Origin of the sequence: Streptomyces sp. WM6372, from assembly GCF_001279655.1 — a bacterium.
GTDB lineage: Bacteria > Actinomycetota > Actinomycetes > Streptomycetales > Streptomycetaceae > Streptomyces.
In genome coordinates, this window is sequence record NZ_LGDB01000244.1 from 1 (window position 1) to 21,824 (window position 21,824).

Below are 21,824 nucleotides of genomic sequence, written 5' to 3' on the forward strand. Positions count from 1 at the left end.
GGCAGGAGCCGCGGGGGCGGGAGCGTGAAATCCCGGCCGGGGGTGTGGTCAAGGCAGGCCCGAGGGCCCGCCCTCCCCGTCTCCCGACAGCCCGTCACGGGCCCGACCGCCTCATGGGTCACCGGTCACTACAGGTAAGAGGGTCCACAGGCCACACCCCGACATCAAACCGGCATCGACCACGGTCACGACCGACAGACGGCCCACTGGTGTCCGACAACCCGACACGGGCCCGACCGCCTCATAGGCCACCGGCCACTACAGGTAAGAGGGTCCACAGGCCACACACCCACATCAGACCCGCATCGCCCACGGTCACAACCGACAGACGGCCCACTGGCGTCCGACCGCCTCATGGGTCGCCGGTCACTACAGGTAAGAGAGTCCACAGACCGCACACGGACATCAGACCGGCATCGACCATGGTCACAACCAACAGACGGCGGACTGGTGCAGGCAGGCGGGACGGGACGACGGACGGGGCGTCGTAAGGCGCGGGAAGGACGGGCGGCAGGCCGCGTCCGGCGTCAGGCCCGGCGGGCAGGGGCGGCTTCGGGCCTGCCTGTGGGGTCGTGCCCCGCACTCCACCGGCACCGCCCCGCCGCAGCCACTGCCATCAGCACCGCCCGCCACGACAGGCCACCATCCGGGCAACGCCCACCGTCCCGGCAACGCCCACCATCCCGGCAAAGCCCGCGGTCAGGCGGTCAGTAGCCCCGCCGGCCAGCCGGTCAGCGCCCCGCCAACCAAGCGGTCAGCGCCCCCGCCGTCAGGCGGTCGGGCCCCGGCAGTCAGGCGGTCGGCCCCGGCAGCCAGCCAGTCGGACCCCGGCAGCCAGCCGGCCGGGCCTCCGCAGCCAGCCAGTCGGACCCGGCGGTCAGTCGGTCAGCGGCCGCGGAGTCTGCGGACCAGGATGCTCGCGTCTCCGCGGGACTCCAGGTCCGCGAGCACGACCGCCACCGCCTCGCGGACGATGCGGCCGCGGTCCACGGCCAGCCCGTGCTCGCCGCGCAGCACCAGCCGCGCGTGCTCCAGGTCCATGAGCTCCTCGGCGGAGACGTAGACCGTGATCTTCTCGTCGTGCCGTTCGCGCCCGCTGGGCCGGCGGTTCGCCCCGCGGCCCTGGCCCTTGCCCCGCCGGGGCTCCGGGCTGACAGAACCTTCCTGCGGGCGCCGGGGGCCCACCACCGACTCCGCGGCGGCCGTCGCGGCCTCCCGGCTGCGGCCCTCGCCCGCCGTGCCCTCCGCCGACGCCGCCGCGTGCTCCCCGGCGGACGACTCCTCCGGACCCCGCCTCGGCGAGGACGACTGGAGCGCCATCCCCCCGGTCGTACGGAACAGTTCGTCGGCTCCGGGCAGACTCACTCGGCGTGACACCGGGCGAGCACCTCCCTGGCCAGCTGGCGATAGGCGGCGGCCCCGACGGAGTTGGAGGCGTACGTGGTGATCGGCTCACCGGCGACCGTGGTCTCCGGGAAGCGCACCGTGCGGCCGATGACCGTGTGGTAGACGTGGTCGTCGAAGGCCTCGACGACGCGCGCCAGCACCTCGCGGCTGTGCACCGTACGGGAGTCGTACATCGTGGCGAGGATGCCGTCGAGTTCCAGCTCGGGGTTGAGCCGCTCCTGCACCTTCTCGATGGTCTCGGTCAGCAGTGCCACACCGCGCAGTGCGAAGAACTCGCACTCCAGCGGCACGATGACCTTGTGAGCCGCCGTCAGGGCGTTCACGGTCAGCAGGCCGAGCGAGGGCTGACAGTCGATCACGATGTAGTCGTAGTCGGCCATCAGGGGCTTCAGCGCCCGCTGCAGCGTCGACTCTCTCGCGACCTCGCTGACCAGCTGCACCTCGGCGGCGGACAGGTCGATGTTGCTCGGCAGCAGGTCCATGTTGGGGACCGCCGTCTTGAGCAGCACCTCGTCGGCCGACATGCCCCGCTCCATGAGCAGGTTGTAGACCGTCAGGTCGAGTTCCATCGGGTTCACGCCGAGGCCCACGGACAGCGCGCCCTGCGGGTCGAAGTCGACGAGCAGCACGCGGCGCCCGTACTCGGCGAGCGCCGCACCCAGGTTGATGGTCGACGTGGTCTTGCCCACGCCGCCCTTCTGGTTGCACATCGCGATGATCTTCGCCGGACCGTGGTCGGTCAGCGGACCCGGGATCGGGAAGTACGGCAGCGGCCGTCCGGTCGGGCCGATCCTCTCCCGGCGCTGGCGGGCAGCGTCGGGGGCGAGGGTGGCCGCGTACTCGGGGTCGGGCTCGTACTCCGCGTCCGGGTCGTAGAAGTGCCCTTCGGGCACGTTTTCGTAGTCGGCGAAACCCACGGGCTTTTCGCCGCTCAGGTCGCCGGCCCTGGAGTTCACGTCTAGGCCGTCCATGCTCTTTTGGGGCGTCGTCATGTGCTGGTGGTTTGCGAAGGTGCGGACCGCGACGGAGCCGACCGCTTCGAGCCCGCCGGATCCTTGGCCCCGGTCTGGCGTCCCTGCTCGACCACCCCCGGGAGCAAATGTCGACTCATTCACAAGTCGTCTTACCTCCTCGGACGTGACCAGGACACTTATCGATAGGTCAGCGTGGCACCATGCCGACGGTTGGCGACTCTATGGCGTGTCACCACTCAGCGGCAACACAATCCGTCGGACCGGCAACGATGTGTCGGCAACCGAACACCACTCTGTCAAGGGCGTCCGGGCCGTCACCGCGAAGTTTCGCGGGTGTGCGAAAGGGTTAAAGGGTTACGTTCGAGGCGAGTTGAGCCGTGCGCGCCCGCACCCCGCAAACGCCTCCGGCCGGACCTTGGGGGCAAGGTCCGGCCGGATACGTGAGATTGACGTCAGTCGTTGACGGGGTCTGACCGATCAGCCGAGCAGCGTGCTCAGCTCAAGGGTCGGCAGGCCGTGCGCCTCGGCGACCGGACCGTAAACGACCTGGCCCTCATGGGTGTTGAGGCCCAGCGCGAGCGCGGGGTCACGGCGCAGCGCCTCGACCCAGCCGAGGTTCGCGAGCTGCACGATGTAGGGCAGCGTGGCGTTGGTCAGCGCGTAGGTGGAGGTGTTCGGCACCGCGCCCGGCATGTTGGCGACGCAGTAGAAGACCGAGTTGTGGACCTGGAAGGTCGGCTCGGCGTGGGTGGTCGGACGGGAGTCCTCGAAGCAGCCGCCCTGGTCGATCGCAATGTCGACAAGGACACTTCCGGGCTTCATCTTGGCGACGAGCTCGTTGGTGACCAGCTTCGGGGCCTTCGCACCCGGGATCAGGACGGCGCCGATGACGAGGTCGGCCTCGACGACGGCCTTCTCCAGCTCGTAGGCGTTGGAGACGATCGTCTTGATCTTCGTACCGAAGATCTTGTCGGCCTCGCGGAGCTTGTTGATGTCCTTGTCGAGCAGGGTCACGTGGAAGCCCATGCCGATGGCGATCTGCGCGGCGTTCCACCCGGAGACGCCGCCGCCGATGACCACGCACTCACCGGCGTGGGTGCCGGGGACGCCGCCGGGGAGCACGCCGCGGCCGCCGGCCGAGCGCATCAGGTGGTAGGCGCCGACCTGCGGGGCCAGGCGGCCCGCGACCTCGGACATCGGGGCGAGCAGCGGGAGCGCGCGGTTGGCGAGCTCGACCGTCTCGTACGCGATGGCGGTGGTGCCGGACTCCAGGAGGGCGTCCGTGCACTCGCGGGAGGCCGCGAGGTGCAGGTAGGTGAAGAGGGTCTGGTCCTTGCGGAGGCGGTGGTACTCCTCGGCGATGGGCTCCTTGACCTTCAGCAGCAGGTCGGCGGTCGCCCAGACCTCGTCCGCGGTACCGAGGATCTCGGCGCCGGCGGAGACGTACTCAGCGTCCGTGATCGAGGAGCCGACACCGGCGTTCTGCTCGATGAAGACCTGGTGGCCGCCTCGGACCAGCTCATGCACGCCGGCGGGCGTGATGGCGACCCGGAACTCGTTGTTCTTGACCTCGCGGGGGATGCCGACCTTCATCGTCGATCACGGTCCTTGGCTCAGGGGATTTTTCGGGGCACTTCCATACATACCCGCCCACAAGAACGCGCAACGGGATGCACCACGGGATGTCGTGGTGAAGCCAGTCTAATGAAGGACGACGCGCTGTCTAGCCTTGCAAACCAATAATCTCAGTCGGAACCACTACGGATTTCGCAGGCTGCGGGGTCGTCTCCCAGCAATCTGTCGGCCGCGGACCGGTGCAGCCTTGCCGCGGCCGGGTCGCCGAGCCGGTCGAGGGTGTCGGCCAGACGCACCTGGAGCGCGGCCTGAAGCCGCAGGTCTCCGGCCCGGCGCGCGAGCTCCACCGCCTCGCGGCAGGTGTGCAGCGATTCCTCGGGCCGCCCGGCGTACTCCTGGATTCGCGCCATCTCGCTCAACGCCTTTGCCTGGCCGGGGACATCGGCCAGTTTCCGGTACCCCGCGGCGGCGGTCCGCCAGCTGCGCAGGGCGTCCCCGTAGCGGCCCGCGTACGTGTGCACGTTGCCGAGCCGTCCGTACAACCGGGCCTCGTCCGCCCGCTCCCCGCGCGCGAGGGCCTGGGACAGGGCCCGGCCGAACCAGTCGGCGGCCCGGTGCCAGTCCGCGAGCTCCTGGTAGGCGCCGCCTACGGATTCCATCGCGCGGCCCGTCGCGTACGGGTCGTTCGCCGCCCGTCCCGCGTCCAGCGCGGCCCGGTAGCGCTCCAGCGCCTCCTGGGTGCGGCCGGTCTCGGCGTCCAGGTCGGCCAGGTTCAGCAGGGCCGCGGCCTGCTCCCGGTGCAGGCTGCGGCGCTCGGCCACGTCCAGGACCAGGCGGTGCAGCCCGTACAGCTCGGGGGCGGCCTCGGCGGTGCCGCGGTGCTCCGCGAGGGCCCGTACGAGGGCTGCGACCAGCCGGCGGGCCAGGGTGTCCAGCCCGCCGTCGGCCACGGCCAGGGCGGCGGCCGCCGACAGCGCCGGCAGCCGGGTGTCGAGCCAGGTGGCGGCGGCCCGCCGGTCGGGGAAGCGCAGCGCGCGCGGCAGTCCGTCCAGCACCTCCCGTACGTCCGCCTCGTCCGGCCCGTCGACCCCGCTCTCGTCGGACCGGGCCATGACCCGGCAGGAGTGCAGCAGGCGTACGGTCCGCTCCAGCATCCGGGCCCGGGCCAGCTGGACCTCGGCGGCGCGCTCCTTGGTCTCCAGCAGGGCCTGGAGCAGCGGCACGAGGCAGCCGGGCAGCTGGAAGAGCCCGTCGGAGGCATGGCGCAGGAGCCCCAGCCCGGCGAAGTCCTCCAGGGTGGACTGGGCGGCGGCCACGGAGCAGCCGGCGAGGGCGGAGGCGGTGTGCGAGTCGACGATCCCGGCGGGGGCGAGCGGCAGCAACCGGAGGGTGCGCTGGGCGGGCTGCGGCAGGGACTCGTAGACGAGCCGGAAGCCGCGGCCGAGCGGGCCGTCGGTGCCGGGCGGCATGTCGTGGAGCTGCTTGGCCACGTCGGAGACGGCGGCCTTGGGGTGCGCGGCGAGCCAGCCGCCGACCAGGGCCAGCGCGGCGGGCTGCCCCCCGCACTCCTCGGCGAGGGCCTCGGCGGCGCGCGGGTCGACGGCGATCCGGGTGTCCCCGATGCGCTGGGCGAGCATCTGGACCCCGGAGGGGGTGTCGAGCCCGCCGAGGGTGCAGGGGCGGACATCCGGAATCCCGGTGAGCGGCCCCTCGGCAGTGATGACGACGAGGCATTCGGGGGTGTCCGGCAGCAGGGCGTCGACCTGGTACGGGTCGACGGCGTCGTCGACGAGCAGGATCGCCTTGCGGTGGGCGAGGGCGGCGCGCAGGGCGGAGCTGAGCTCGTCCTCGGCGGCGCCGGGGGGCGTGGGCTCGCCGAGCCCCTCCAGCAGGGTCCGGATCGCCCGCTCGGTGGTGACGCTCTGCCCGCCGGGGGAGGTGAGGCGGGTGCGCAGGACCCCGTCGGGGTAGTCCTCGCCGACCTCGCGGACGAACGCCTCGGCGAGGGCGGTGCGGCCCGACCCCGGCCGCCCGGCGACGAGCAGCACGCGGGCCCGGGGCGCCTTGGCCTTGCGTCCCGAGAGGGTGTCGAGCCCGGTCCGTGCGATGTCCTCGCGCAGCTCCTTGAGCTCACGCCGCCGCCCGACGAAATCCGTCACGGATCCGCTCCTCTCCCTGCCTTCGGGTTGCGAGCGTAGTTCACGCAGAGCGACGACCCGTGTGGAGCGCGGCGGACACATCGCCCAATCGGATCAGCGGATCGTCACACCACGCTCCTGTCGGCCCGGGAGGAGGGGTTACACCTCGTACGGGCGGGCCGGCCACGGGGGCTGGGCCGGGCGCAGGGAGTCCAGGCCGCCCGGGGCGGCGAGCGCGGCCGACAGGGCCAGGGCCCCCGTCACCAGGCCCGGGTTGCCCAGCCGGCCCTCCAGGACCCCGCGGACCAGGTCCGCGAGCGGGACGCGGGCGATCTCCATGTCGGCCTCCTCCTCCGAGACCTCGTACCGCGCCCCCTCCGCCTCGGAGAGGCCGCGCGCGAGGAAGATCCGGACCGCCTCGTCGGAGCCGCCGGGCGAGGCGAAGAAGTCCACGAGCACCCGCCAGTCCTCCGCCTTGACGTGCGCCTCCTCGTACAGCTCCCGCTGGGCCGCGTGCAGCGGGTTCTCACCGGGTACGTCGAGCAGCCCGGCCGGGAGTTCCCACAGCTTGTGCCGTACGGGGTGCCGGTACTGGCGCAGCACGAGCACGCCGCCGTCCTCGTCGAGCGCGAGCACGCACACCGATCCCGGGTGCACCTGGTAGTCCCGGCGCACCACCGATCCGTCCGGCATGCTCACCTGCTCCGAGCGGACCGCCGTCTTCGCTCCCTCGAACGGGGTCCGTGAGGCGATGACCTCCCACGTCTCCCCGCTGTCTGCGATGCCCATGGCCATGACCCGTACCCCGTACCTTCCGAATGCGCGCCAGAAGACGCGTCAGAAACGCGACAGCCGGGGCACGTTCCGTGCCCCGGCCGTCTACGTTATGCGGTCAGACCGTCACTTGGCCTTCGCGGCCTGCTGGCGCTCCACCGCGGCCTTGACCAGGCCCGCGAACAGCGGGTGCGGCCGGGTCGGGCGCGAACGCAGCTCCGGGTGGGCCTGGGTGGCCACCAGGTAGGGGTGGACCTCGCGCGGGTACTCGACGTACTCGACGAGCTTGTTGTCCGGGGAGGTGCCGGAGAAGACGATGCCCGCCTTCTTCTCCAGCTCGCCGCGGTAGGCGTTGTTGACCTCGTAGCGGTGGCGGTGGCGCTCGTCCACGTACGCCTGGTCGCCGTAGACCTCGCGCACGATCGAGCCCTCGGCGAGCTTCGCCGGGTACATGCCCAGGCGCATGGTGCCGCCCAGGTCGCCCGCGCCCTCGACGAAGGCCAGCTGCTCCTCCATCGTGGAGATCACCGGGTGCGGGGTGGAGGCGTCGAACTCGGTGGAGTTCGCGTCCTCGATGCCCGCCAGGTTGCGCGCGGCCTCGATGACCACGCACTGCAGGCCCAGGCACAGGCCGAGCAGCGGGATCTTGTTCTCGCGGGCGTAGGTGATCGCGCCGACCTTGCCGTTGACGCCGCGGTCGCCGAAACCGCCGGGCACGCAGATCGCGTCCACGTCGCCGAGCGCCTCCGCGGCGCCCGCGGGGGTCTTGCAGTCGTCGGAGGTGACCCACTTGATCTGGACGCGGGCCTTGTTGGCGAAACCGCCGGCGCGCAGCGCCTCGGTCACCGACAGGTACGCGTCCGGCAGGTCGATGTACTTGCCGACGAGCGCGACCTTGACCTCGTGGTCGGGGTTGTGGACGCGGTCCAGCAGGTCTTCCCAGACGGTCCAGTCCACGTCGCGGAAGGGCAGGTCGAGCTTGCGCACGACGTACGCGTCGAGGCCCTCGGTGTGCAGCACCTTCGGGATGTCGTAGATCGACTTGGCGTCGATCGCCGCGACGACGGCCGCCTCGTCCACGTCGCACATCAGCGAGATCTTGCGCTTGATGGACGTGGGGACCTCGCGGTCGGCGCGGAGCACGATCGCGTCGGGCTGGATGCCGATGTTGCGCAGGGCCGCGACCGAGTGCTGGGTCGGCTTGGTCTTCAGCTCGCCGGAGGGACCGATGTAGGGCAGCAGAGAGATGTGCACGACGAAGACGTTGTCGCGGCCGACCTCGTGGCGGACCTGGCGGACGGTCTCCAGGAACGGGAGCGACTCGATGTCGCCGACCGTGCCGCCGACCTCGGTGATGACGACGTCGACGTCCTCGGTCGCCATGCGGCGGATGCGGCTCTTGATCTCGTTGGTGATGTGCGGGATGACCTGCACGGTGTCACCGAGGTACTCGCCGCGCCGCTCCTTGGCGATGACCTGCGAGTAGACCTGGCCGGTGGTGACGTTGGCCGAGCCGTCGAGGTCGACGTCGAGGAAGCGCTCGTAGTGGCCGATGTCCAGGTCGGTCTCGGCGCCGTCGTTGGTGACGAACACCTCGCCGTGCTGGAAGGGGTTCATCGTGCCCGGGTCGACGTTCAGGTACGGGTCGAGCTTCTGCATCGTGACCCGCAGGCCGCGCGCCTTGAGCAGCGCACCCAGGCTGGAGGCCGTCAGGCCCTTGCCGAGGGACGAAGCGACACCCCCGGTGACGAAGATGTGCTTGGTCGTCATGGCTGTGCTGTTTCGAAAAGCAGCGGGCGGCGTCGCCAAGAGGGGGCTCCCGTGGTCGCGAAGTTGAGGTGCGTCCGGCGCCGGCCACCATCGAACCGGAGGCTCTCAGGGGGCGCCGAAGCTGCGGTTTCGGGGCTCCTGATTCGCACAGGCAGACCACCGGTCCACGGGGTACCAGCCTATCAGCGCCCGGGCCCGTCCGCCTCCGGGCACGCGCCGCCACGACCGTTCGACGCAGCGCCACCGGCCGTCCCCGGGCCGGTCACGCCCACATTCACCCAGGTCACCCGTTCGGACTAGACACATTGTCCTCAGACTTCAGGAGATCACTAGGGTGCCGTCATATCCTGCTCGGATATCGCTTCACATCGCCGCCGAGCAGTCCGGCAGACGGCGTAACCCGGCCGCATCCGGAATCATGAGCTCAGTGCGGGGATCCATACCCACGGGACCGCGCAACCGCGCAATGCAAGCGCCCTTCGGGGCGGACGTGGCCGTTCGACTGGGAGATCTAACGTGTCCGGGCGCATCGAGGATTACGCACTGATCGGGGACATGCAGACCGCCGCGCTGGTCTGCCGGGACGGATCGGTGGACTGGCTGTGTCTGCCCCGTTTCGACTCCCATGCCGTCTTCGCGAGCATCCTCGGAACGGAGGATCACGGCTTCTGGCGCATCGGCCCGGCGTTCCCCGGGGGCGCCGAGGCCCCCGCGGCGACGCGGCGCCGCTACCAGGGCGACTCGCTCATCCTGGAATCGGAGTGGGACACGCCGCGCGGCACGGTCCGCGTGACCGACTTCATGCCGCCCCGCGAGGACCACGCGCCGCAGCTGGTGCGCATCGTCGAGGGCGTCAGCGGGCGCGTCCCGATGCGCTCCGCGCTGCGCATGCGCTTCAGCTACGGCCGCGTCGTGCCCTGGGTGCACAAGGTCGACGGGCGCACCGTCGCCGTCGCGGGCCCCGACTCGGTCTGGCTGGACACCGACGCGCAGACGTACGGCAAGGACCTGACGACGTACTCCGACTTCACCGTCGGCCCCGGCGACCGCAAGGCGTTCTGCATCAGCTGGCAGCCCTCCCACAAGGGCGCCCCGGACACCCCCGACGCGCAGGAGGCGCTGGCGACCACCACCGCGTTCTGGCGCGAATGGGTCGACCACTGCACGTACCACGGCCCCTACCGCGAAGCCGTGATCCGCTCACTGATCACCCTCAAGGCGCTGACGTACGGCCCCACCGGCGGCATCGTCGCCGCGCCCACCACCTCCCTCCCGGAGGAGATCGGCGGCGTCCGGAACTGGGACTACCGCTACACCTGGCTGCGCGACGCCGCGATCACCCTCTCCTCGCTGCTGCGCACCGGCTACCGCGAGGAGGCCCAGGCCTGGCGCGAGTGGCTGCTGCGCGCGGTCGCCGGGGACCCGGAGAACCTGCAGATCATGTACGGGATCGCCGGCGAACGGGAGCTCGGCGAGACCGAACTGGACTGGCTGCCCGGGTACGAGGGCTCCCGCCCGGTCCGGGTCGGCAACGGCGCCGCGCACCAGCTCCAGCTGGACGTCTACGGCGAGGTCACCGAGGCCCTGCACCTGGGCCACATGACGGGCCTCGCGCGCAACGACTACGCCTCGGTGCTCCAGCTGAAGCTGATCCGCTACCTGGAGGAGCACTGGGACCAGCCGGACGAGGGCATCTGGGAGGTGCGCGGCCCGCGCCGCCACTTCGTGCACTCGAAGGTCATGGCGTGGGTGGCCGTGGACCGCACGATCAAGCTGATCGAGAGCGGGGACGCGGACGGCCCGCTGGAGCGGTGGCGCGAGATGCGCGACGAGATCCACCAGGACGTGTGCGAGAAGGGCTACGACAAGGAACGCAACACGTTCACCCAGTCGTACGGGTCGAAGGAGCTGGACGCCTCCCTGCTGCTGATTCCGCAGATGGGCTTCCTGCCGCCGGACGACAAGCGGGTCATCGGGACGATCGAGGCGATCCAGCGCGAGCTGTCGACGCCCGACGGGTTCATCCTGCGCTACCCGACGACCGGGGACGAGGCCGGCGTGGACGGGCTGGAGGGCGACGAAGGGGCCTTCCTCGCCTGCTCGTTCTGGATGGCGGACGACCTGGCGATGATCGGCCGGGTCGACGAGGCGCGGCAGCTGTTCGAGCGGCTGCTGGCGCTCCGCAACGACCTGGGTCTGCTGGCGGAGGAGTGGGACCCGCGCCTGCAACGCCAGGTCGGCAACTTCCCCCAGGCGTTCAGCCACGTCCCCCTGATCGACACGGCCCTGCGCCTGACGGCGAGCGGGGCGTACGGGGGCTGAGGCCGGGCCGTCCACGGGCGCGGGGCGCCGAGGGTTCCGCCCCGGAACCCTCGGCACCCCGCGCCTGCCGGCCGTACCCGCGCCTGCGCCCCTGCTCCGCCGCGCCCCCGGCACCGGCCCCGCCTACGCTGGAATGGTCCTATGCCTCCTCCGGAAGGAGGGGTGAGCCATGGCGCCCACCTCGAAGGCCGGCCAGGCCCTGACCGTGCTCCGCGAGGATCTGGCCGGTGAGGTCTTCGCCCCCGGCGATCCCGGGTACGACGAGGCCCGGACGATCTTCAACGCGATGATCGACCGCCGCCCCGCGGTCATCGCCCGGTGCGAGAGCGAGGCGGACGTCGTCACCACGGTCCGTTTCGCCCGTGAGCTGGACCTGGCCGTCGCCGTGCGCGGCGGCGGCCACAGTGTCGCCGGGATGTCGCTCAACGACGGGGGCGTCGTCGTCGACATGCGCCGGATGCAGGAGGTCACGGTCCACCCCGGGGCGAAGGCCGTACGCGTCGGGGGCGGCGCGGTGATGAGCGTGCTGGACCGCGCCTGCCAGCCGTACGGGCTCGCCACCACCGGCGGCCGGGTCTCCACCACCGGGGTCACCGGCTTCGCCCTCGGCGGCGGCTCCGGCTGGCTGGACCGGAAGTTCGGGCTGGCCGTCGACAACCTGCTCGGCGTGGACCTGGTCACCGCCGACGGCGCCACCGTGACGGCAACGGCCGAGGACAACCCCGAGCTGTTCTGGGCGCTGCACGGCGGCGGCGGGAACTTCGGGGTCGCGACCTCGATCACGCTCCGCCTGCACGAGCTCCCCGAGTTCGCGATCTGCATGCTGCTGTACCCCCTGGAGTCCGGTCCCGAGGTCCTGAGCACCTACCGCGAGGTCATCGAGAAGGGCCCCGCCGAGGCGGGCGGCGGCGTGATCTACCTGACCGCCCCGCCGGAGCCCTTCGTACCGGAACACCTGGTCGGGACCCTGATGGCGGGCGCGCTGCTCACGTACGCGGGCGGCGAGGAGGCGCTGCGCGAGCTGGCGGCGCCGCTGCTCGCGCTGCCGCACGAGGTGGAGGTGCTCACCGCCCTGCCCTACGCGGACTTCCAGTGCATGCTGGACGACCCGCCGGGCCTTCGGAACTACTGGTCCGCGGAGTACGTGACCGGTCTGCCGGACGAACTCGTCAGCGTCTTCTGCGCCCTCGGGAACGTGATGCCGACCGGCGGAACCCAGCACGTGCTGTTCCCGCAGGGCGGGGCCATCGCGGACGGGCCGTCGGAGTTCCCCGTTCCGTACCGGGACGCGCCCTGGGCCGTGCACCCGTTCGCCATCTGGGAGGACGCGGCCGAGGACGAGCGCAACGTGCAGTGGGTGAAGGACGTCCGCGCCCACGTGCGGCCGTGGAGCACCGGCGCGGTCTACCTCAACTTCACCGGCGACGAGGGTTCCGAGCGCGTGGCGGCCGGTCTCGGCGCGGAGAATCTGGCCAGGCTGGGCGCGGTGAAGCGGGCGTACGACCCGGACAACGTCTTCCGCTTCAACCACAACATCAAGCCGGTCTGACCCCCTGGTAGCGTCCCGCGACATGGACAACCAGGGCGGGATCACCGTTCAGCGGGCACTGGAGCTGCCCGGACTGCGCAGCGGGCTGCCGGAGGTGGTGGCCTGCGCCGACCGCCTGGGCCGGACCGTGCGCTGGGTGCACGCCGGCGAGGTGCCGAACATCGCCTCCCTGCTCAAGGGCGGGGAACTGCTGCTGACCACGGGGCTGGGCCTGGGCACCCGGCCCGCCGAGCAGCGCGCCTTCGTACGGCGCCTCGCGGACCGGGGGATCGCCGCGCTGGTGGTCGAACTGGGCCCGCGCTTCACCCGGCTCCCGGCGACGCTCGTCGAGACGGCCCGGGCGGCCGGCCTTCCGCTCGTCCAGCTCCACCGCGAAGTGCCGTTCGTGGCGGTCACGGAGGAGATCCACACCGAGATCGTCAACCACCACTACGCCCTGCTCCAGCGGGCCGAGGAGGTGCACCGGCGGTGCACGGAGGCCCTGCTCAGCGGCGGCGGGATCCCCCAAGTCCTGCACATCCTGGCCGATTTCACGGGTAACCCGGTGTTTCTGGAGACCCCCGACGGACAGCTCCTGTACGCGGCGGGCCCGGGCTCCGGGGAGGCCGCGGCGGACCCGCTCCAGGTCTGGGAGGGGCTGCGGGGCCAGCGCGAGGCGCAGCCCTCGGCGAACGCGGTCCTGATCGACGTCCCGGGCGGCGGCCACGGCACGGGCTCGGTCCGCGCCCGGGTGGTCCTGCTGGGCGTGTCGGCGCCGCTGCTGCCCGTCCACCGGATGGCGGCGGAGCGGACGGCGGGGGTGCTGGCCGTGGTCCTGATGCAGGCGCGTCAGGAGGACGAGCTGGCGGCGCGCGGCCGCGGCGATTTCCTGACGGACCTGGCGGAGGGCCGCATCTCGGCGGAGGACGCCCCGGCACAGGCCCGCGTACTGGGCTTCAAACCGGGGTCGGGCCCGCTCCTGCCGGTGGTGATGCGCCTGTCCTCGGAGCTGGGCCCGTCGGGCAACTGGGCGGTCCTGGCGAGGGCCGTCCTGGAGGAGCTCTCCTCGGTGGGCGTACCGGTTCTCCTGGGCGTACGCCCGGTGGAAGGCCGGGTGCCCCTGCTGGTCTCCCTCCGCTCCGAGTCGGAACGCACGACGGTGGCGGACCGCGTGGCCGCCGCCCTCCGGGCGGGCGTGGAGCGGGCCGGCCTGGACCGCGCGGCGGCCCCGCCGGCGGTGGTGGTGGGCGTGGCGGGCGGCTGGGCGGCCGCCTCGTCGGGCCTGCGGCACGCGGCGGAAACCGCCACGGCGGCGCACGGGCTGCCCTCCCGCCCCTGGTACGACGCCCGCCGCCTGGACATCGACCTGCTGCTGTGGCGGCTGCGTGAACACCCCGACCTGGCGGCGTTCGTGGACCGCGCGATCGGCGCGCTGCGCACCCACGACCTGACGTCCCGCCCGCCGCTCCTCCCGACCCTGGAGACGTACCTGGCCCACGCGGGCCGCAAGGCGGAGACGGCGCGCGAGCTGCACCTCAACCGCCAGACCCTGTACAACCGCCTGGGCCGCATCTCGGAGCTCCTCGGCACGGACCTGGACGACCCGGAGTCGGTCCTCTCCCTGAGCCTGGCCCTGCGCGCCCGCCGCCACGCTCCTTCTTGACGCGCCGCTCGCACGGCTCGGCGCCAAGGCACCTCCCCGGCTTCGCGCCGCTGCGCCGGACTCCGTCCGGCGGACCTCGGCCGGGGTCCCTCCCCCGCCGGCGATCGAGGCGCGGCGGGACGAGGACCCGCCGGGGGCTACTTGAGGCGGTCCATCAGCTCGTCGTAGACGGACAGGATCTGGGCCACCGTGTCGTCCTCCGTGGGCCAGGTGGCCGCTTGGGCGTGGCCCGCGGCGGCGAGGGCGGCGCGGCGGGGCGGGTCCGAGAGGAGGTCCGTCACCGCCGAGGACAGGGCGGCCGCGTCCCCGTACGGCACCAGTACCCCCGCGTCCCCGATCAGCTCCGGGACGCCCCCGACCGCCGTCGCGACCAGCGGTACCCCCGCCCGCAGTGCCTCCTGCGCCAGCAGGGACCGCGCCTCCCACCGGCTCGGCAGCACCGCCACGTCCGCCGCCGCCAGCAGCTGCGCGGCGTCCCGGCGCCGCCCCAGCAGCCGTACCGGCAGCCCCTCGGCCTCGATCCGCCGGGCCAGTTCGGCCCGCTGCGGGCCCTCCCCCGCGATCACCACCAGCGGCAGCGGCTCCAGCACCCGCCACGCCCGCGCGGCGTCCAGCAGTACGGAATACCCCCGGTGCTCCACCAGGCTCCCGACCGCGACCAGCAACGGCCGCTCCACCGCCCCCAGTTCCGCCCGTGCCTTGCCGGGGTCCGCCCCGGTGTCCGGGCCGGGCGGCCCCATCGGCACGGCCACCGGCGCCAGCCGCGCGTCCCGCGCGCCCCGCGCCCGCGCCAGGTCCACCTGATCCGACGAAGCGCCGAGCACCACGGCCGCCGCCCGCGCCACATGCCGTTCCAGCACCCGCCCCAGCCGCCCGAACGCCCCTTCGGCCGCCGGCCCGCCGCCGTGCCAGGTCACCACCAGCGGCACCCGGCGCCCGCGCAGCGCCAGCGCGGCCCGCATCCCGGCCCGCACCCCGTGCGCGTGCACCACGTCCGCCCCGGCGCACGCGGCCCGCAGCGCGCTCACCGCGTCCGGGGCGAACTGCGCCCCCGCGCCGGTGAAGTCGTACTCCCCCTCCGCCTCCACGGGCGCGCACACCGTGACCCGTACCCCGCGCGCGGCGAGCCCGGTCGTCAGCGACCGTACGTGCGCGCTGCTGCCCGCGCCCGCGCCGCCGAGTACCTGGACGGTGCGGAGCGGCGGCCGCCCGTACGGCTGCGCGGGGACCGGGATCGAGACCGGGGAGCTGCTCACGGGCCGAAGCTCCAGGGTGGGTGAGGGAGGCAGAGTCGTCGCCCAGGATGCCAGTCCGCACGCGCGTTCCGGGACCATACGGGTACGGATCCCGCAGGAGATACCGCCACACACCCCCGAGCCTCACCCACACGGCGTAGCGCCCGTCACCTCCGGGCGCGCGCCGAGGGGCCCGGGACGGCATCCGTCCCGGGCCCCTCGGGAACACCCGCTACGCGTCCGCGCGCGCCGCCGCCAGGAGTTCCTCGGCGTGCGCCCGCGCGGAGACCGAGTCCTCGTGGCCCGCCAGCATGCGCGAGAGCTCGCGGACGCGGTCCTCGCCCTCCAGGATCTTGACGCCGCTGCGGGTCACCGACCCGTCGTTGGTCTTCTCCACCAGCAGCTGCCGGTCCGCGAAGGCGGCCACCTGCGGCAGGTGCGTGACGACGACGACCTGCGCCGACTTCGCCAGCTTCGCGAGCCGCCGCCCGACCTCGACGGCAGCCTTGCCTCCGACGCCCGCGTCGACCTCGTCGAAGAGGTACGTCGGCACCGGGTCGGAGCCCGCGAACACGACCTCCACCGCCAGCATCACGCGCGACAGCTCACCGCCCGAGGCGCCCTTGGCGATCGGCCGGGGCTGGGCTCCCGGGTGCGGGGCCAGCAGCAGTTCGACCTCGTCCGTGCCCGAAGGCCCGTACGCGACCGGTCGGCCGTCGACCTCCACCCCCTCGGGGTCCTCGACCTGGCGGATGTCGATCGTCACCCGCGCGTGCGGCATCGCCAGCGACGCCAGTTCCGCCGTGACGGCCGAGGCGAAGCGCGTCGCCGCCTCCACCCGCGCGTCCGTCAGCGCCTGTGCCAGCAGCGACAGTTCGGCCCGCAGCCCGTCCCGTTCGGCGGTCAGCTCGGTGATCCGCTCGTCGTCGCCGTCCAGCTCCAGCAGCCGCGCCGAACCCCGCTCGGCCCACTCCAGCACGGAGTCGATCGAGTCGCCGTACTTGCGGGTCAGCTGGGTCAGCGCCGCCCGCCGCTCCTCCACCGCGGCCAGCCGCAGCGGATCGGCGTCCAGGTCGTCCGCGTACCCGGCCAGTTCCCCGGCCACGTCGGCCAGCAGGATCCCGAGCTCCCCGATCCGCTCCGCGAGCGCGCCGAGCGCCGGGTCGTGCGACCGTACGGCGTCCAGGGCCCGGTGCGCGCCCGCGACGAGCGTGTTCGCGTCGACGCCCTCCGGGTCCTCTACGTCGCCGGCGAGCGCCGCGTGCGCGATCTGCGCCGCCGAGGCCAGCGATTCGGCGTGGCCCAGCCGCTCGGCCTCCGCCGCCAGCTCGGTGTCCTCGCCGGCCAGCGGCTCCACGGCCGCGATCTCCTCCAGGCCGAAGCGCAGCAGGTCGGCCTCCTGGGCCCGTTCCCGGGCCCGGGTGGTGATCTCGTCGAGTTCCACGGCGACCGCGCGCAGCCGCCGGTAGGCGGCCCCGTACTTCTCCAGCGGGACGGCGACGGCGTCCCCCGCGTACCGGTCGAGGGCCTGGCGCTGCCGGGCCGGCCGCAGCAGCCCCTGCTGGTCGGTCTGCCCGTGCACGGCGACCAGGTCGTCCGCGAGTTCGCCGAGCAGGCCGACGGGCACGGAGCGGCCGCCGACGTGGGCGCGCGAGCGCCCCTCGGCGGACACGGTCCGGCTGATGAGCAGGGCGCCGTCGTCGAGCTCGGCCCCGGCCTCCTCGGCTCGTACGGCGGCGGGCGCGCCGGGGCGCATGACGATGCGGCCCTCCACGACCGCCGCCTTGGCCCCGATCCGTACCAGGGCCGGGTCGGCGCGACCGCCGAGCAGCAGGCCGAGGCTGGTGACGACCATCGTCTTGCCCGCGCCGGTCTCACCGGTCACCGCGGTGAAACCGGGCGACAGCTCGACCACCGCGTCGTCGATGACCCCGAGCGACCGTATCCGCATCTCCTCAAGCACGGGACGACGATACCGAGGTTTCACCGATGCCATGTGACGTCACCCGTCGGGAGTTTCCCGAACGCATGTGCTATTAGGCGGGCCTCAGTGAGGCGCCCCGCGCCACCCCGACACCGGCAGCGCGAACTTCGCGACCAGCCGGTCCGTGAACGACGCGTGGTGCAGCCGGGCGAGCCGCACCGGCACCGCCCCCCGCCGGACCTCCACCCGGGCCCCCGCCGGCAGCTCCTGCATCCGGCGGCCGTCGCACCACAGCACCCCGTGCGGAACCCCCTGCTGCACCTCCACCGCCAGCACCGAGTCCGGCGAGGTGACCAGCGGCTTCGCGAACAGCGCGTGCGCGCTGATCGGCACCATCAGCAGCGCCTCCACCTCCGGCCAGACCACCGGCCCGCCCGCGGAGAAGGCGTACGCCGTCGAACCGGTCGGGGTCGCGCAGACGATCCCGTCGCAGCCGAACCCGGACACCGGGCGCCCGTCGATCTCCAGGACCACTTCGAGCATCCGCTCGGGGGACACCTTCTGGACCGCGGCCTCGTTCAGCGCCCAGTCCCGGTGGATCACGTCGCCGTTCGTCCGTACGAGCACGTCGAGGGTCATCCGCTCCTCGACCTCGTACTCCCGCGTCACGACCCGGTCCACGACCTTGTCCAGGTCGTCCCGCTCGGCCTCCGCGAGGAACCCCACCCGGCCCAGGTTCACGCCCAGCATCGGCACCCCCGAGCCGCGCGCGAACTCCGCGCCGCGCAGCAGGGTCCCGTCGCCGCCCAGCACGATCAGCAGCTCGCAGCCTTCGAGCACCTTGGGGGTGCACTCGGCCACCAGCTCCACCTCGGGCGGCAGGGGCAGGTCCCTCGCCTCGTACTCGACGACCCGTACGCCCAGACCGTTCTTGAGCAGCCCCTGTACGACCAGCTCGGCACTGCGGATGGCCGCCGGCCGCCCGGTGTGCGCGAGCAGGAAGACGGTCCGCCCCCGACCCGGAACCACTGAGTCCGAGTCGTATGAGTTGTTCGAAGTGTCCGACGACGTGTCCGCTGATTCAGTCACTGAGGCCCCTCCGCCACTGCACGATCGACATCCGCCGGGTCGAGTGCCGGTGCCCCCGCCCGCAGCCACAGAAAGTACTCGACGTTCCCCGACGGACCGGGCAGCGGACTCGCGGTCACCCCGAGCACGCCCAGCCCCAGCTTCGCCGCGTGGGCCGCCACCTCGCGCACGGCCTCCGCCCGCAGCTCCGGGCTGCGCACGACGCCGCCGCTGCCGAGCCGGTCCTTGCCGACCTCGAACTGCGGCTTGACCATCAGCACCAGGTCCGCGTCCGGCGCGCAGCAGCGCACCAGGGCCGGCAGCACCAGGCCGATGGAGATGAAGGACAGGTCGCCGACGACCAGGTCGACCGGCACCCCGTCGAGCAGCTCGACCGTCAGCTCGCGGACGTTCGTACGGTCCTTGACGGTGACTCGGTCGTCGCTCTGCAGCGACCAGGCCAGCTGCCCGTAGCCGACGTCGACGGCCATGACGTGGGCCACGCCCGCGCGCAGCAGCACGTCGGTGAACCCGCCGGTGGAGGCGCCGGCGTCCAGCGCCCGGCGGCCCTCGACGGCCAGCCCCTGCGGCTGGAAGGCCGCGAGCGCGCCGGCCAGCTTGTGGCCGCCCCGGGAGACGTAGTCGGGGTCGCTGTCGTCCTTGAGGACGACGAGGGCCGCGCTGGTCTCGACCTGGGTGGCCGCCTTGGTCGCGGTGGCGCCGCCGACGGTCACCCGGCCCGCGGCGATCAGCTGGGCGGCGTGCTCGCGCGAGCGGGCCATGCTGCGGCGTACCAGTTCGGCGTCCAGGCGGCGGCGTGCCACTCCTGCCACGTTCGGTTCAGCTCCTGTTTTCGTACGGTCCGGGGACGGGAGGTGCGTCCAGCGCGGTCAGCGCGTCACGCAACCCCCTGTGCACATCCTCGTACACCGCGACGTGTCCGTCCGCCGTGAGGTGGTCGGCTTCGGCCAGCCGCTCCAGGTACGCGTCCACCCCGGCGTGGCCGGTGGGCGTACGGACGAGCCCCAGCGGCTCGGGCGCCGCTTCCCCGGAGGCTTCCGGTACGTCCGCCGGTTCCGGTACGTCCGCCGCCTCCGCCGATTCCGGTACGTCGGCCATGTCGTCGGTCATGCCCCGACGCTACCCCGAAGCACCCGGGCGGCCACGCACGGCTCTGCGGTACGGTCGAGATCACGATGGCTACGATCGATGAGTGCCGAGCCGCACTCGACAGACTCTCCGGCAACCTCGCGCGGGCCGACGGCGGTGTGCGGGGCGCCGCCGCGATGGACCGCTCCCTGAGCTGCCACATCACGGACCTGGACCAGACCTTCACCGGCCGCCTCGAAGGCGGCCGGATCCGGGTGGACGCGGTCTCCCCCGGTCCGCCCGCCACGAAGGCCGAGATCCGGCTCGCGATGACGGGCGACGACCTGGTGGCGATGGTCGCGGGCGACCTGAAGTTCGCCAAGGCCTGGGCCTCCGGCCGGGTCCGCCTGGAGGCCGGCTTCCGCGACCTGCTCCGCCTCAAGAGCCTGCTGTAGCCCCCGCCGTCAGCCGCCCGGCCGGCGCCTTCGGCTTGCGCGCCGCCGGGATCACCAGCGGGGTGCCCGTCTCCGGGTCGTCGATGATCTGGCAGCGCAGGCCGAACACCTCCTCCACCAGCTCCGCCGTGACCACCTCGGCCGGCGGCCCCTCCGCCACGACCTCGCCGCCGCGCATCGCGATCAGGTGCGTGGCGTAGCGGGCCGCGTGGTTGAGGTCGTGCAGCACGGCCACCAGCGTCCGCCCCTGCTCCTCGTGCAGCTCGGCGCACAGGTCCAGCACGTCGATCTGGTGCTGGATGTCCAGGTACGTCGTCGGCTCGTCCAGCAGCAGCAGCGGCGTCTGCTGTGCCAGCGCCATCGCGATCCACACCCGCTGGCGCTGTCCGCCCGACAGCTCGTCCACCGAGCGGTCCGCGAGCTCGGCGACCCCGGTCGAGGCCATCGATTCCCGGACGATCCGTTCATCCTCCGGCGACCACTGCCGCAGCAGCCCCTGGTGCGGGTACCGGCCCCGGGAGACCAGGTCGGCGACCGTGATCCCGTCCGGCGCGATCGAGGACTGCGGCAGCAGCCCCAGGGTCTTGGCGACCTTCTTGGCCGGCATCGACCCGATGGCCTGCCCGTCCAGCAGCACCTGCCCCGCGGACGGCTTCAGCATCCGCGACAGGGCTCGCAGCAGTGTGGACTTGCCGCACGCGTTGGGGCCGACGATCACCGTGAACGAGTGGTCGGGGATCTCCACCGACAGGTTCTCGGCGATGACCCGCTGCTCGTAGCCGAGGGTCACGTTCTGCGCGGTCAGCCGCTGCACCTGCGTACTCCTTGAGTTGCTCGTATCCGTGCTCATATGCGTCCCGCCTTGCGCTCGGTGACGAGCAGCCAGAGCAGGTAGACACCGCCGACCAGCCCGGTCACCACGCCCACCGGCAGCTGGTCGGCTCCGAAGGCGCGCTGCGAGGCCCAGTCGGACACGAGCAGCAGGACGGAGCCCATCAGCGCGCCGGTGAGCAGGTTCGACCCGGGCGAGCGGGTCAGGCGCCGGGCCAGCTGGGGCGCGGCCAGGGCCACGAAGGAGATGGGCCCGGCCGCCGCGGCCGCCGCGGTGGTCAGCAGGACCGCCGCCAGCATCAGCAGCATCCGCGTACGTTCCACCCGTACTCCGAGGGCGTACGCGGCGTCGTCGCCCATCTCCATCATCCGCAGGGCCCGGCCCTGCCCGAGGACCAGCGGGAACAGCACCGCGCAGGTCCCCAGCAGGGGCCAGACCTGGCTCCAGTCCCGGCCGGCGAGCGATCCGGTCAGCCAGACCATCGCACGGGTGGCCTCGACGAGCTGCGCCTTGGTCAGCAGGTAGTTGATGACGGCGACGAGCATCGCCGAGGCACCGATGCCGACCAGCACCAGCCGGTAGCCGTGGATGCCGCGCCGGTACGACAGCAGGTAGACGAGGACGCCGGTCAGCAGTCCGCCCGCCAGCGCGCCCCCCGCGACCGCGTTCGCGTCGCCCTTGAAGAGGACGATCACGGTGAGCGCGCCGACCGCCGAGCCGTAGCTGAAGCCGAGCAGGTCCGGGGAGCCGAGCGGGTTGCGGGAGACGGACTGGAAGACCGCGCCCGCCATGCCGAGCGCGGCGCCCACCAGCACGGCGACCAGCACCCGCGGCAACCGCAGGTCGTTGACGATGAAGTCGTTCGCCGGCGTGCCGCCGCCCAGCAGGGTCTGTACGACGTCCCACGGCGCGATCTCGAAGTCGCCGGTGCCGATGAGGACGACGGCCATCGCCAGCGCGGCCGCGGTGAGCAGCAGCCCGACCGCCAGCGCGCGCGGCTCCATCCGCAGGGACAGCCCTGCGGGGCCGCGCAGGGCACGGGATCCGGGCTTGTCCGCCCGGAGGTCGAC

At 72.8% G+C, this 21,824-nt stretch carries 17 protein-coding genes; 4 read left to right on the plus strand and 13 right to left on the minus strand.

Annotation, left to right across the window (positions count from 1 at the left end):
• Positions 1-885 precede the first annotated feature (885 nt).
• The 6 genes from ADK52_RS36820 to ADK52_RS36845 all read right to left on the minus strand — a co-directional run bounded on the left by ADK52_RS36820 (position 886) and on the right by ADK52_RS36845 (position 8,638).
• Positions 886-1,377, minus strand: coding sequence for a hypothetical protein (locus tag ADK52_RS36820; RefSeq protein WP_063784028.1), 492 nt, complete (start codon positions 1,375-1,377; stop codon positions 886-888).
• Positions 1,362-2,399: a ParA family protein gene (locus ADK52_RS36825; protein WP_229340921.1), complete on the minus strand. Its 1,038-nt coding sequence runs from the start codon at positions 2,397-2,399 to the stop codon at positions 1,362-1,364. The genes ADK52_RS36820 and ADK52_RS36825 overlap by 16 nt, the downstream gene beginning before the upstream one ends.
• Positions 2,400-2,858: 459 nt before the next feature.
• Entirely contained in the window at positions 2,859-3,974 is a 1,116-nt protein-coding gene (ald, locus tag ADK52_RS36830) for an alanine dehydrogenase (protein ID WP_053694197.1), read from the minus strand.
• A gap of 152 nt (positions 3,975-4,126) precedes the next feature.
• Positions 4,127-6,196 carry a tetratricopeptide repeat protein gene (locus tag ADK52_RS36835; RefSeq protein WP_078988884.1) on the minus strand — a complete coding sequence of 690 codons (2,070 nt, stop codon included), beginning with the start codon at positions 6,194-6,196 and terminating at the stop codon, positions 4,127-4,129.
• Positions 6,197-6,253: 57 nt separating this feature from the next.
• Entirely contained in the window at positions 6,254-6,883 is a 630-nt protein-coding gene (locus ADK52_RS36840; RefSeq protein ID WP_053694212.1) for an NUDIX domain-containing protein, read from the minus strand.
• 111 nt (positions 6,884-6,994) lie between these two features.
• Complete coding sequence (locus tag ADK52_RS36845; protein ID WP_030162937.1) at positions 6,995-8,638, minus strand: CTP synthase; 1,644 nt, start codon at positions 8,636-8,638, stop codon at positions 6,995-6,997.
• 516 nt (positions 8,639-9,154) lie between these two features.
• On the opposite strand from ADK52_RS36845, the gene ADK52_RS36850 reads away from it, so the two are divergent.
• The 3 genes from ADK52_RS36850 (at position 9,155) to ADK52_RS36860 (ending at position 14,151) form a co-directional block, all read left to right on the plus strand.
• The gene (locus ADK52_RS36850; RefSeq protein ID WP_053694198.1) at positions 9,155-10,960 is read left to right on the plus strand and encodes a glycoside hydrolase family 15 protein; all 1,806 of its coding nucleotides are present in this window, start codon (positions 9,155-9,157) and stop codon (positions 10,958-10,960) included.
• A 169-nt stretch (positions 10,961-11,129) separates the two neighbouring features.
• On the plus strand, positions 11,130-12,509 hold the full coding sequence (locus ADK52_RS36855) for an FAD-binding oxidoreductase (RefSeq protein ID WP_053694199.1): 1,380 nt from the start codon (positions 11,130-11,132) through the stop codon (positions 12,507-12,509).
• A 22-nt stretch (positions 12,510-12,531) separates the two neighbouring features.
• Entirely contained in the window at positions 12,532-14,151 is a 1,620-nt protein-coding gene (locus ADK52_RS36860) for a PucR family transcriptional regulator (protein WP_053694200.1), read from the plus strand.
• 137 nt (positions 14,152-14,288) lie between these two features.
• On the opposite strand, the gene ADK52_RS36865 is transcribed toward ADK52_RS36860, so the two are convergent.
• The 5 genes from ADK52_RS36865 to ADK52_RS36885 all read right to left on the minus strand — a co-directional run bounded on the left by ADK52_RS36865 (position 14,289) and on the right by ADK52_RS36885 (position 19,509).
• On the minus strand, positions 14,289-15,407 hold the full coding sequence (locus ADK52_RS36865) for a glycosyltransferase family 4 protein (protein WP_063784029.1): 1,119 nt from the start codon (positions 15,405-15,407) through the stop codon (positions 14,289-14,291).
• Between the two features lie 211 nt (positions 15,408-15,618).
• Positions 15,619-17,382 carry a DNA repair protein RecN gene (gene recN, locus ADK52_RS36870; RefSeq protein WP_078988886.1) on the minus strand — a complete coding sequence of 588 codons (1,764 nt, stop codon included), beginning with the start codon at positions 17,380-17,382 and terminating at the stop codon, positions 15,619-15,621.
• A gap of 51 nt (positions 17,383-17,433) precedes the next feature.
• Entirely contained in the window at positions 17,434-18,339 is a 906-nt protein-coding gene (locus ADK52_RS36875) for an NAD kinase (protein WP_053694202.1), read from the minus strand.
• 56 nt (positions 18,340-18,395) lie between these two features.
• Positions 18,396-19,211, minus strand: a complete 816-nt coding sequence (locus ADK52_RS36880) for a TlyA family RNA methyltransferase (RefSeq protein ID WP_053694203.1) — start codon at positions 19,209-19,211, stop codon at positions 18,396-18,398.
• Between the two features lie 7 nt (positions 19,212-19,218).
• Positions 19,219-19,509 carry a hypothetical protein gene (locus tag ADK52_RS36885; protein ID WP_234344408.1) on the minus strand — a complete coding sequence of 97 codons (291 nt, stop codon included), beginning with the start codon at positions 19,507-19,509 and terminating at the stop codon, positions 19,219-19,221.
• Between the two features lie 65 nt (positions 19,510-19,574).
• On the opposite strand from ADK52_RS36885, the gene ADK52_RS36890 reads away from it, so the two are divergent.
• The gene (locus ADK52_RS36890) at positions 19,575-19,922 is read left to right on the plus strand and encodes an SCP2 sterol-binding domain-containing protein (RefSeq protein WP_053694204.1); all 348 of its coding nucleotides are present in this window, start codon (positions 19,575-19,577) and stop codon (positions 19,920-19,922) included.
• On the opposite strand, the gene ADK52_RS36895 is transcribed toward ADK52_RS36890, so the two are convergent.
• Both ADK52_RS36895 and ADK52_RS36900 read right to left on the minus strand, forming a co-directional pair.
• Positions 19,906-20,772 carry an ABC transporter ATP-binding protein gene (locus ADK52_RS36895; RefSeq protein ID WP_107090263.1) on the minus strand — a complete coding sequence of 289 codons (867 nt, stop codon included), beginning with the start codon at positions 20,770-20,772 and terminating at the stop codon, positions 19,906-19,908. The genes ADK52_RS36890 and ADK52_RS36895 overlap by 17 nt on opposite strands.
• The gene (locus tag ADK52_RS36900; RefSeq protein ID WP_053694215.1) at positions 20,769-21,758 is read right to left on the minus strand and encodes a FecCD family ABC transporter permease; all 990 of its coding nucleotides are present in this window, start codon (positions 21,756-21,758) and stop codon (positions 20,769-20,771) included. Before ADK52_RS36900 ends, ADK52_RS36895 begins: the two co-directional genes overlap by 4 nt.
• Between the last annotated feature and the right edge of the window lie 66 nt (positions 21,759-21,824).

Bases quoted from the DNA above. Each gene is read 5' to 3' on its own strand.
- ADK52_RS36835 (WP_078988884.1), bottom strand. From the start codon at position 6,196: ATGTGTCCGCCGCGCTCCACACGGGTCGTCGCTCTGCGTGAACTACGC.
- ADK52_RS36890 (WP_053694204.1), top strand. From the start codon at position 19,575: ATGGCTACGATCGATGAGTGCCGAGCCGCACTCGACAGACTCTCCGGC.
- ADK52_RS36825 (WP_229340921.1), bottom strand. From the start codon at position 2,399: ATGACGACGCCCCAAAAGAGCATGGACGGCCTAGACGTGAACTCCAGG.
- ADK52_RS36895 (WP_107090263.1), bottom strand. From the start codon at position 20,772: ATGAGCACGGATACGAGCAACTCAAGGAGTACGCAGGTGCAGCGGCTG.
- ald (WP_053694197.1), bottom strand. From the start codon at position 3,974: ATGAAGGTCGGCATCCCCCGCGAGGTCAAGAACAACGAGTTCCGGGTC.
- ADK52_RS36885 (WP_234344408.1), bottom strand. From the start codon at position 19,509: ATGACCGACGACATGGCCGACGTACCGGAATCGGCGGAGGCGGCGGAC.
- ADK52_RS36855 (WP_053694199.1), top strand. From the start codon at position 11,130: ATGGCGCCCACCTCGAAGGCCGGCCAGGCCCTGACCGTGCTCCGCGAG.
- recN (WP_078988886.1), bottom strand. From the start codon at position 17,382: ATGGCATCGGTGAAACCTCGGTATCGTCGTCCCGTGCTTGAGGAGATG.
- ADK52_RS36845 (WP_030162937.1), bottom strand. From the start codon at position 8,638: ATGACGACCAAGCACATCTTCGTCACCGGGGGTGTCGCTTCGTCCCTC.
- ADK52_RS36900 (WP_053694215.1), bottom strand. From the start codon at position 21,758: ATGGAGCCGCGCGCGCTGGCGGTCGGGCTGCTGCTCACCGCGGCCGCG.
- ADK52_RS36840 (WP_053694212.1), bottom strand. From the start codon at position 6,883: ATGGGCATCGCAGACAGCGGGGAGACGTGGGAGGTCATCGCCTCACGG.
- ADK52_RS36860 (WP_053694200.1), top strand. From the start codon at position 12,532: ATGGACAACCAGGGCGGGATCACCGTTCAGCGGGCACTGGAGCTGCCC.